Source organism: Xenorhabdus bharatensis (genome assembly GCF_037996705.1).
In the GTDB taxonomy this organism is placed as follows: Bacteria; Pseudomonadota; Gammaproteobacteria; order Enterobacterales; family Enterobacteriaceae; genus Xenorhabdus; species Xenorhabdus bharatensis.
The window spans coordinates 1-223 of record NZ_JBBMXG010000118.1 but is presented as its reverse complement, the minus strand read 5'-3'; the positions used below and the strand labels follow the sequence as shown (position 1 = coordinate 223).

Annotated in this window: 1 rRNA gene; it reads right to left on the bottom strand. The window is 55.2% G+C overall.

Annotated features, from left to right (window positions below):
* Positions 1–223: ribosomal RNA gene (locus tag AAC855_RS21840) — 16S ribosomal RNA — on the bottom strand; the annotation flags it as partial.

The window sequence follows — 223 nt, the reverse complement described above, 5'->3', positions numbered from 1 at the left end:
ATCTGCCATTGTAGCACGTGTGTAGCCCTACTCGTAAGGGCCATGATGACTTGACGTCATCCCCACCTTCCTCCGGTTTATCACCGGCAGTCTCCCTTGAGTTCCCACCATCACGTGCTGGCAACAAAGGATAAGGGTTGCGCTCGTTGCGGGACTTAACCCAACATTTCACAACACGAGCTGACGACAGCCATGCAGCACCTGTCTCAGCGTTCCCGAAGGC